Origin of the sequence: Bradyrhizobium sp. ORS 375, from assembly GCF_000239775.1 — a bacterium.
Taxonomy (GTDB): Bacteria; Pseudomonadota; Alphaproteobacteria; order Rhizobiales; family Xanthobacteraceae; genus Bradyrhizobium.
On sequence record NZ_CAFI01000221.1, the window covers coordinates 1 to 9,694 of the forward strand.

Annotated in this window: 9 protein-coding genes; 1 reads left to right on the top strand and 8 read right to left on the bottom strand. The window is 69.7% G+C overall.

Annotation, left to right across the window (positions count from 1 at the left end; translation table 11 throughout):
• From cobM to BRAO375_RS18370, 3 genes are all read right to left on the bottom strand, one after another.
• A partial coding sequence (gene cobM / locus BRAO375_RS18360) for a precorrin-4 C(11)-methyltransferase (protein WP_035641001.1) occupies nucleotides 1-668 on the bottom strand: 668 nt, incomplete at its 3' end.
• Nucleotides 665-1,063, bottom strand: a complete 399-nt coding sequence (locus BRAO375_RS18365; protein ID WP_009028957.1) for a cobalamin biosynthesis protein — start codon at nucleotides 1,061-1,063, stop codon at nucleotides 665-667. The genes cobM and BRAO375_RS18365, both read right to left, overlap by 4 nt.
• Nucleotides 1,060-2,295: a bifunctional cobalt-precorrin-7 (C(5))-methyltransferase/cobalt-precorrin-6B (C(15))-methyltransferase gene (locus BRAO375_RS18370; protein WP_009028958.1), complete on the bottom strand. Its 1,236-nt coding sequence runs from the start codon at nucleotides 2,293-2,295 to the stop codon at nucleotides 1,060-1,062. The genes BRAO375_RS18365 and BRAO375_RS18370 overlap by 4 nt, the downstream gene beginning before the upstream one ends.
• A gap of 14 nt (nucleotides 2,296-2,309) precedes the next feature.
• Between BRAO375_RS18370 and BRAO375_RS18375 the strand changes: the two genes are divergently transcribed.
• Nucleotides 2,310-3,083, top strand: a complete 774-nt coding sequence (locus BRAO375_RS18375; protein WP_009028959.1) for a cobalt-precorrin-6A reductase — start codon at nucleotides 2,310-2,312, stop codon at nucleotides 3,081-3,083.
• Here BRAO375_RS18375 and cobJ read toward each other — a convergent pair.
• From cobJ to cobN, 5 genes are all read right to left on the bottom strand, one after another.
• The gene (gene cobJ, locus BRAO375_RS18380; protein WP_009028960.1) at nucleotides 3,047-3,814 is read right to left on the bottom strand and encodes a precorrin-3B C(17)-methyltransferase; all 768 of its coding nucleotides are present in this window, start codon (nucleotides 3,812-3,814) and stop codon (nucleotides 3,047-3,049) included. The two genes, BRAO375_RS18375 and cobJ, sit on opposite strands and share 37 nt — an antisense overlap.
• Nucleotides 3,811-4,569: a precorrin-2 C(20)-methyltransferase gene (locus tag BRAO375_RS18385; RefSeq protein WP_009028961.1), complete on the bottom strand. Its 759-nt coding sequence runs from the start codon at nucleotides 4,567-4,569 to the stop codon at nucleotides 3,811-3,813. Before BRAO375_RS18385 ends, cobJ begins: the two co-directional genes overlap by 4 nt.
• Nucleotides 4,566-5,198 carry a precorrin-8X methylmutase gene (locus BRAO375_RS18390; protein ID WP_009028962.1) on the bottom strand — a complete coding sequence of 211 codons (633 nt, stop codon included), beginning with the start codon at nucleotides 5,196-5,198 and terminating at the stop codon, nucleotides 4,566-4,568. The genes BRAO375_RS18385 and BRAO375_RS18390 overlap by 4 nt, the downstream gene beginning before the upstream one ends.
• A complete protein-coding gene (gene cobG, locus BRAO375_RS18395; RefSeq protein ID WP_009028963.1) occupies nucleotides 5,191-6,477 on the bottom strand; it encodes a precorrin-3B synthase in 1,287 nt (428 codons plus the stop codon). The genes BRAO375_RS18390 and cobG overlap by 8 nt, the downstream gene beginning before the upstream one ends.
• Nucleotides 6,474-9,694 (bottom strand): cobaltochelatase subunit CobN (cobN, locus tag BRAO375_RS18400; protein ID WP_009028964.1); only part of this gene is annotated, 3,221 nt, incomplete at its 5' end. The genes cobN and cobG, both read right to left, overlap by 4 nt.

Sequence of the window (9,694 nt, forward strand, 5' to 3'; positions counted from 1 at the left end):
ATCAGCGCGGTCCGCTCCAGGCTGAAAGCCGCGGCGCGATCGACGATCGTCGCCAGCGTCGCGGTGATGATCTGCTGCTCCGGCCAGCTCGCGCGATACACGATCGCGACCGGGCAGTCCGCGCCATAATGCGGCCGGAGCTCGGCGACGACCTTGTCGAGCACGTGGATCGAGAGATGGATGGCGAGCGTCGCCCGCGATTGTGCAAACAGCGACAGCTGCTCCGTCTCGGGCATCGCCGAGGCCCGGCCGGATGTCCGCGTCAGCACCACGGATTGGGCGAGGCCCGGCAAGGTCAGCTCGCGGCCGAGCGCAGCGGCGGCGGCCGAGAACGACGGCACGCCGGGCGTGACCGTATACGGGATCTTCAGCGCGTCGAGACGCCGCAGCTGCTCGCCGAGCGCGCTCCAGATCGAGAGATCGCCCGAATGCAGCCGCGCGACGTCTTCGCCGCCAGCCGTAGCCCGCGCCATCTCGGCGATGATCTCATCGAGCGCCAGCGGCGCCGTGTCGACGATGCGCGCGCCTGGCGGGCAGTGATCGAGCAATGCCGTCGGAACCAGCGAGCCCGCATAGAGGCACACGGGGCATCGCGCGATCAGGTCGCGGCCGCGCACGGTGATGAGATCGGGCGCGCCCGGGCCCGCGCCGATGAAATGAACGGTCATCGGCCATCCTCCGCCCGGCCCTCGCCCCGGGCCACCGCGCAGGTGGCCGACGCATTGGCGAGCCGTGGCATGATCAGCGACGCATTGCGGCCGGCGGCTGCGAGCGCGGCAGTCTCGGCGACCGACGGCACGCCCTTCAGACGCTGGACGAGATCGCTCCGCGTGACCGCGAGATCCGCCACCGCCGAGAGTTCATTTTCCGTCAGGCCGAGCAACGGGCGGCCAATCCGCTTCGCCGCCTCGATCACACCGGGCTCACGCAACTTGTCGTCGGCGGTCGCCACGACTGCGATGTCATCCACTGCAAGCTTCGCAGCGGCGAGCGCCTGCGCGATGACGCTCTCGATCGCATCGAGGCTCGCGTCGCGACGGCAGCCGATCCCGAGCGCGATCATGGCTTGCTCACCCGCCATTGCGTCACCGGCATCGCCTGACGCCAGCCATGCATGCGGCCGACCGGCTCGATGCGCGACACCGCGATCCGGACCAACTCGCCGCCATGGCGGCCGAACAGATCGATCAGCCGCGCCTCGCCCTCGAGCGAGATGACATTGGCGACCAACCGGCCCCCGGACTTCAACCGCGCCCAGGCGGCCTCGAATACACCCGCTTCCGAAATGCCGCCGCCGATGAAGATCGCATCCGGCCGTTCGAGATCGGCCAGCACCGCCGGCGCCCGCCCGACCACCACCTTCAGCTCAGGGGCACCGAGCGCGAGCGCGTTGCGCATGGCACGATCAGCACGCTCCTGCCGCGCCTCGATGCCGATGGCGCGCAGCGAGCCATGGCGCAACAGCCATTCGATCGCGACCGAGCCCGATCCCAGTCCGACGTCCCACAGCAGCTCGCCCGGCATCGGCGCCAGCGCCGACAAAGTCGCGGCTCGGACATCGCGCTTGGTGAGCTGGCCGTCATGCTCGAACAGTTCATCGGCAAGGCCCGATGTCAGCGGGATCACCGGCGCACCGGGCTCGGCCTCGATCTCCAGCGCCAAGGTCGTGAGCGAATGGATGTCGGACAGGTCGAACTCATCGGCCACTATGCTGCGCAGCCGCTCCTGCGGGCCTCCCATCGCCTCGAGCACGGTCAGCCGCGAACGGCCCATGCGGCGCGCGGTCAACAAGGCGGCGAGCTTTGCGGCCGTCGATCCATCCCAGGCCAGCGCGAGGATCCGCGCGCCCGGCGCGAGATGACGGACGATGCCTTCGAGCGCGCGGCCGTGCAGCGTCACCTGAGCGACATCCTGCAGCGGCCAGCCGAGCCGAGCCGCGGCGAGACTGAAGGCCGATGCATGCGGCAGGCACAGCATCTCCGCCGGCGGGAAGCGCTGCATCAGCTGCTTGCCGACGCCGTAATTGAAGGGATCGCCGCTGGCCAGCACCACGACAGGCTGCCCCTTGCGCGATGCGATCTGCTCGAATGCCAGATGCAGCGGGCTCGGCCAGGCCATGCGCTCCGCCTTGATCAGCGGCGCAGCCAGCGCGAGGTGACGCTCGCCGCCGATCACCAACGACGCCTGCGCGACCAGGTCGCGCGCGTGCATCGAGAGACCATCAACGCCGTCCTCGCCGATCCCGATGATGGACAGCCAGCGCGTCGCGTTGCAAGTTGCATCCGGACTCAGCATGGACCCTGCCCCGCATGCGCATTCTCATTCTCGGCGGAACGACCGAGGCATCGGAGCTCGCGCAGCTCCTGGCCGGCGACAGCCGGTTCGACGCGACGCTGTCGATGGCCGGCCGCACCGCCTCGCCACGGCCGCAGCCGCTGCCGACCCGCATCGGCGGCTTCGGCGGCATCGCCGGACTGGAAGCGTGGCTGCGCGATCATGCTGTTGACGCCGTGATCGACGCCACCCACCCCTACGCCGACCAGATGTCGCGGCATGCCGTTGCGGCCTGCAGCACGCTGTCGCTGCCGCTGGCCTCGATCCGGCGCAAGGAATGGCAACGTCAGGGCGGTGATCACTGGATCGAGGTCGACAGCGCCGAGACCGCGGCCGGCGTCCTTGGGCAACAGGCCTCGCGCGTGTTCCTCAGTCTGGGTCGTCTCGAGCTTACGGCCTTCGCCGCAGCTCCGCAGCATCACTACATTGCACGTACGATCGATCCGCCCGGCGACATCGCGCTGCCGCCCGACATCCGCTTCATCAGGGATCGCGGACCGTTCGATCAGGCGAAGGAGCTGGCCTTCCTGGCGGAGGAGCGCATCGCCGTCGTGGTCTCCAAGAATTCCGGCGGAGCTGCGACCTATGCGAAGATCGCCGCGGCGCGGCAGCTCGGCATTCCCGTCGTGATGATCGCGCGGCCCGACAAGCCGCATGGCGTGGCGCTGGACGACGCGCGAGCGGCGCTGCTGTGGCTGGAGACGCTGCTCGCTCACGAGCCCGCTCCGGCTTCACGACGCAGCGTGTAGACGAATGGCGCCTTGCCGGCGCGCGCGATCAGGCGCGTCGCCGTCGATCCGATCAGCACGAGCGTGCGCATGTCGGCCTTGGCGGGGTCGACCTCCTCCAGCGTCGTAATGATCGCCGTGACATCGCCGCTGCCCGCCGCCCGCACCAGCGCGACGACGGTCGATGGCGGCTTGATCTGCCGCAGCAATGCGAAGGCCTCGCCCAGCTGATGAGGCCGCGCCTTGGAGATCGGATTGTAGAGCGCGATCACGAAATCGGCGGCCGCCGCGGCCTCGAGCCGGCGCCCGATCGTCGCCCAGCTCTTGAGATTGTCGGACAGCGAGATCGCGCAGAAATCCCCGCCGAGCGGCGCGCCGATCTCGGCCGCGGCGGCGAGCATCGCCGTCACTCCCGGCTCGACGCGGATGTCGAGCGCGCGCCATTCGGACGGGCCTGCCTCGACAGCCTCGAACACCGCAGCCGCCATCGCGAACACGCCGGGATCGCCGCCGGACACGACGGCGACGTGACGGCCATCGCTTGCGAGCTGGAGCGCATGCCGCGCCCGATCGAGCTCGACGCGATTGTCACTGGCGTGCCGGGCTTGACCTGGATGGCTGGCAGTGACCCTCTCGAGATAGGGGCCGTATCCGATCAGATCGGTCGCCCGTGCGATCGCAGCCGACGCAGCCGGCGTGATCAGCTCGGGCGCGCCCGGGCCGACGCCGACGATGGTGAGCGTGCCCGTCACAGCCGGCGCCCCTGGCCCGGGATCAGGATCATCGAGAAATACGGGCCGCGGTCCTGCTCGACCTCGCTCAGCGGCGCGACGCGCTGCGCCTCCATCGTGCCGCGCTCGACATAGAGCGCGCGATCGAGCAGCCCGGCCTGCGTGATCGCGCGCTTCACCTTGGTGAGATTGCGCCCGACCTTCATGATGACAGCAGCCTCGCAGCGCGTCAGCCGGTCCTGCAGGACGTCCTCGGCCAGCGTGCCCGGCAGCACCGACAGGATGTCGTCGCCCCAGGTGATCGGCACGTTGGCCTTGGTCCAGCAGCCGGACATGCCGGTGACACCCGGAACGACCTCGACCGGATGATCCTGCTCGAGCCGCCGCCACATGTGCATGAACGAGCCATAGAAGAACGGATCGCCTTCGGACAGCAGGCCGACCGACCGCCCCGCCAGGAGATGCGCCGCGATGCTGCCGGCGGCCCGCTGATAGAACTCGCCGATCTGCGCCTGGTAGGAGGCGTCGGCCACCGGCACCTCCTCGGTGACGGGATATTCCAGGCGCAGCTCGTGGCGGCCGGCCGGCATCAGCGGCGCGACGATCCGCCGTGCATTGCCCTCCATGCCGCGCTTGGCGAAGAACGCGACGACGTCGACCGACTGAATCAGCCCCGCCGCGCGCAGCGTCAGATAGCGCACATCGCCGGGACCGACGCCGATGCCGTAGAGTGTGCCCGCCTCGGCTCTGCCGGCGATGGTGTCGAGCAGGCTCATTCGACGTCGCTCGCAATCGCATTGACGGCGGCGACCGCCATGGCGCTGCCGCCCTTGCGTCCCTTCACGATCAGGTACGGCACGCGGCCATCGGCCGCGAGCGCTTCCTTGGATTCGCGCGCGCCGACGAAGCCCACTGCGGTTCCGATCACCGCAGCCGGCCGCGGCGCGCCCTGATCGAGCATGTCGAGCAGATGGAACAGCGAGGTCGGTGCATTGCCGATCGCGACCAACGCGCCAGCGAGATGCGGCCGCCACAGCTCCAGCGCCGCCGCCGATCGCGTGGTGCCGAGCTGGGCGGCCAACGCCGGCACGCCGGGAGCATCAAGCGTGCAGATGATCTCGTTGTTGGCCGGCAGCCGGGCGCGCGTGATGCCCTGCGCCACCATCTTGGCATCGCACAGGATCGGCGCGCCGCGATCGAGCGCCGCGCGCGCCTCGGCGGCGAACGTCTCGGACATCTCGATGTCGGAGGTGATCTCCACCATGCCGCAGGCGTGGATGATGCGGACCGCGATCTTCTCGGCCAGCCCCTGGAAGCGCGACAGATCCGCCTCGGCGCGAATCGTCGCGAACGAGCGGCGATAGATCTCCGCGCCATCCTTGATGTAGTCGCGCAGATCAGACATGGACGCTCTCTCGCGATCGAAACAGCCGGTGGCTCGTTAATCCGATGTCGGCCGGATCGAGAACGCCGGAGGGCTCGCTTTTGGCCGTGCCGTTGCGCACGATGCAGTACTGATCGTCCTCGCCGACCAGCACGAGGTCGGCCGCCGCCGACCGCGCGCACCCTTTGGCGCAACCGGAGACATGCAGCGTGCCCGGAAAACGCGTGCGAGCGATGTCACCTGCGAGCATGCGCGCATGCTCCCGCGTCGCCAACCGGGTCGAGGGGCAGCAGCCGGATCCCGAGCAGGCATCGACGCGCAGCAAGGGATCGGCATCGTCGACGATCAGGCCAAGCTCAGCCGCATCGGCCACGAGCTGCTCGGCAACGTCTGGGCGGGCGGCGACATACAATGTGCGCCATGGCGACAGGCGAACCTCGGAGACATCCGACGCGACCAGCAACGCAGCAAGCCGCGCCAGCGCGTCGCTGTCGACGTGGCCGAACGGGGCACCGAGGCCGACTGCGCAGGTCTCATCCGTCAGAACGATCACGCCCTGACGTTGCCGCGAGGTCACCCCTGATGATGGCGATGGCGCAATCGCAACGGACGCTTCGAGGCCAAGCTCGGTCGCGATGGCGGTGATCGCATCCGGCGACAGGGCTGCGGCACGTTTCGTCGGGCTGTAGTGCAGCGCGCCTCGCGCGACCTTCACCGCGGCAGCCGCGGCCTGCGGAAAGGTGACCGTTCCGAGCCATGTCACTGCATCAGCGTGGCCAAGTCCCAAAGCGATGCGGCACTGTTGGTCCTGAAAAAAAGCCGCCAGACGCACATCGGCCGCGAGCGCGGCCAGCGCCAGCCTGCCGCCGCCATCCAGCGCAAAGCCGAACTTCGCCGGCAGCGCCCGCAACTCCTCGTCGGCCGCGAGCTGCAGCTCCAACGCCGCTGCAACGGGACGCATGTCGATGATCTCAGCCGGATCGAGGCCCGCGAGCGGATTGATCACGATGTTGCGGATCGCCTCCGCCTCGGCGCTGTCGTCCAGCAGTTCGAGAGACGCCATCAGTTCCCACAAGGGCATCAGCGTCTCCGAAGACACGCCGCGGATCTGCAGATTGGCGCGACGGGTCAGATCGATCTGACCGTTGCCGAAGCGCGACGCGGCCTCGGCCAACGCGCGCAACGCGACGACCGTCAGCGCACCGCCATGCGGCCGGACGCGGACGATCAGCCCATCGCCGCTCGGCATCGGCCGCCGCGCGCCCGGGCACCAGCCCTTGATGTCGATCGCGGCGGTCACGGCACGGCCTCCGTCGGTGCGAGGCGCGCGCGGGCCGCTGCGAGCTCGTCGGCCACGGCGTTGCGGCGCGGCACCCACAGCCGTCTCCGCAGCACATCCTCGAACCGCGAGACGATGGCGGCCACCGCCGCAGGGTTACGATCGATCATGGCCTCGAACACTGCCCCGTCGCGCAGCAGCGCCCCATGCGCCAGATCAAACAGATGCTCCGGCACCGTGTCGGAGGTCGCGGCGAATGCATAGAGCGCGTCGACGCCTTGCGCGATCTCGGCGACGCCGCGGTGGCCATGACCGAGCATGCCTGCGAGCCAGCGCGGGTTGGTGAGGCGGCCGCGCACGACGCGGGCGATCTCCTCGCTGAAGGTCCGCGCCTTCGGCTGATCGGGCCGGCTGGTGTCGAGATGCAGCAGCGCGGGTGACGCGCCGAGCGACGCCGCAGCGGCGGCGAACCCGCCGGCGAAATCGGCCACCTCCTCGCCATCGAGCAGGTCGCGCTCGCGATCGTCCTGGGTGTGCACCAGCGCGTCGGCGCTGCGGACGCGGGCCCGGAACGCGTCCGAGGCCGGCACATGGTCATGCGCTCCGCCGAAGCTGAAGCCCGTACCGTCGAGATAGGCCTCGCCGAGCCGCGCGCGGCTGTCCCAGGCCATACCGAGCGCGAGATCGGCGGCAACGGCGCCATAGCTGCCGGGCGCGCCGCCGAACACGCGCGCAAGACTTTCTCCGCGGCGACGCGCGGCGGCGAGCGGATTGTCGGCGTCATCCTCGTCGCGCGCAGCGACGGTCTGTACGGCGAGATCGAACAGCGCGATCTGCGCCTCGAACAGATCGCGGAACAGGCCGGAAATTCGCAACGTCGCATCGATGCGTGGACGATCGAGCACCGCCAGCGGCAGCACGTCGATGCCGGTCACGCGATTGGAATTGTGGTCCCAGCGCGGCCGCACGCCGAGATAGGCCAGCGCCTGGGCGAGATCATCGCCGCCGGTCCGCAGCGACGCTGAGGCCCAGAGATCGAGCACCAGGGCCCGCGGATAGTCGCCATGCTCCTGCAGATAGCGCCGGATCACCTCATCGGCCGCGCGCGCACCGACCAGCACGGCGGTGCGCGTCGGAATGGCGCGCGGGTCGATCGCGGTCAGATTACGCCCCGTGGGCAGGACATCGAGGCGGCCACGGCTCGGCGCGCCGGCGGGACCTGCCGCGACGCGGCGGCCCTCCAGCGCAGCCAGCAAGGCGCCGGCCTCGGCCGATGCGCTCGCGCGTATCCGCGTGTTCACCTCGTCGCGATCGACGGCGCCGTCCGCGGCCGCCACGATCGCGTCGCTCAGCAGCGCGCTGGCAGCTGCATCCGGCGCCTGGCCGAACACATGCAGACGGTCGCGCACCGCCAGCTCCTTGATGTCGCATAGTTGCGCATCGAGCTGCGCGATCGCTTCGCGTCCACTCATCGTGCGGTCGAGCCCGCAATCCGCCGCGAGGCCGCTCTGCCAGGCGCGCGCGATGATCTCGTCTTCCAGCAGCCTCAGGCGGCGCTTGTCCAGCCCATCGGCCTCGGCATATTCCTCGACCAGGCCTTCCAGCTCGCGCAGCGGACCGTGCAGACCGGCTTGCGACAAGGGCGGCGTCAGGTGCCCGAGCGTCAGCGCCGCCAGCCGCCGCTTGGCCTGCATGGCCTCGCCGGGATTGTTGACGATGAACGGATAGATCACCGGCAGCGGCCCAAGCACGGCCTCGGGCCAGCAATCGCGCGACAGCGCCAGCGCCTTGCCCGGCAGCCATTCCAGCGTGCCATGGGCGCCGAGATGGATGAGCGCGTCGATGCACTCGATCTCGCGCAGATGCGCGTAGAGCGCGACATAGGCATGCCGGGGCGGCACGGTCGTATCATGATAGCCGGACTTGCGATCGGCGCGGCTGCCGCGATCGGGCTGCAGCACGATCGACAGCTTGCCGGCGCGCAGCACCTGAAAACGGAACGCGCCGTCGCGACACGCCGGGTCGGCATCCGCCGCCCCCCAATCGCCCTGCAACGCGCGCTGCAGATCGCCGGGCAACCGCGCGAGCACGCTCTGATAGTCCGCAAGCGGCACGACGAGCTCATCGGCTTCGTCACGCAGCAGCGCTTCGACGTCGGCAGCAGTCGGAGGCGCGTCGCCGAGATCGTATCCCGCCTGCGCCAGCAGCGCTGCAATGGCCGCCGCGCTCGCGCTGGTATCGAGACCGACCGCGTAGCCGCGACGGCCGCCGCGCGCCGGATAGTCGGACAACATCAGCGCGGCGCGGCGCTCGCGGGCCGGCAGCGAGCGCAGGCGAGCCCATCGTGCCGCAAGCTGCGCGACATGGGCGATGCGATCAGGCTGCGGGACATGCCGCATAGCGCCGAATTGCAGACGTTCGTCAACCGCCGCCTCGCCCTTGAAGGCGATGGTCCGCGCCAGCAGCCGTCCGTCGAGCTCGGGCAGCACGACGTTCATGGCGAGGTCGGTCGGCGACAGGCCGCGCGATGATGACGCCCAGGCGTCCTCGCCGCTCTGCGCCTGAATGACCTGCAGCACCGGCGCGTCGGCGACATCCAGCACGGTGCTGCCATCCTCGCGCAAAGCGGAGAACGCGGTGGCGTTGAGGATGATCGCGGGCCGCCGCCGTTGGATCAGGCGCGCAAGCGGCTCGACGATGGACGGGTCCTTCAGGCTGGTCACGGCGATCGCAACGGCCGCAAGCCCTTCCCGCTCGAGGGCCCGCATCAACTCCGCAATCCCTGCGGTATCTGCGGCGAGCAGGCTGGCGCGGTAGAAGGTGATCAGGGCGGCCGGCCTGGAATCGTCGGAGCAGCAGAGATCATCGATGGCGACGGCGCCGCGATCGGGCACGAAGCCGACGATCGAGCCGATCGCCGCGGGCTGCACGACCTGCGCCTGGCGGCCGAGCAGCGTGGCAAGATAACGCAAGCATTCGCGCGCATTGCCGATGCCGCCCTCGTGCAGATAGCCGTAGAGCTGTGAGGTGGCCGCTAGCGGCAAGGTCGACAGTGCATCCAGCCGCTCATCGGCGCGATCATCGCCCGGCAGAGCCGCAAACAGGATGTTCCGGCTGCGGCACACCGCGGCGATCCGCTCCAGTCCGTAGCGCCAATAGTCGAGGCCGCCGAGACAGCGCACGACGACGGCGCGTGCGCCGCGCACGACGCGATCGATGTAGAGATCGACCGACATCG

What these genes read in the sequence shown, in the direction of transcription:
- BRAO375_RS18365 (WP_009028957.1), bottom strand. Translation starts at nt 1,063, where the DNA reads ATGATCGCGCTCGGGATCGGCTGCCGTCGCGACGCGAGCCTCGATGCG.
- BRAO375_RS18370 (WP_009028958.1), bottom strand. Translation starts at nt 2,295, where the DNA reads ATGCTGAGTCCGGATGCAACTTGCAACGCGACGCGCTGGCTGTCCATC.
- BRAO375_RS18375 (WP_009028959.1), top strand. Translation starts at nt 2,310, where the DNA reads ATGCGCATTCTCATTCTCGGCGGAACGACCGAGGCATCGGAGCTCGCG.
- BRAO375_RS18385 (WP_009028961.1), bottom strand. Translation starts at nt 4,569, where the DNA reads ATGAGCCTGCTCGACACCATCGCCGGCAGAGCCGAGGCGGGCACACTC.
- BRAO375_RS18390 (WP_009028962.1), bottom strand. Translation starts at nt 5,198, where the DNA reads ATGTCTGATCTGCGCGACTACATCAAGGATGGCGCGGAGATCTATCGC.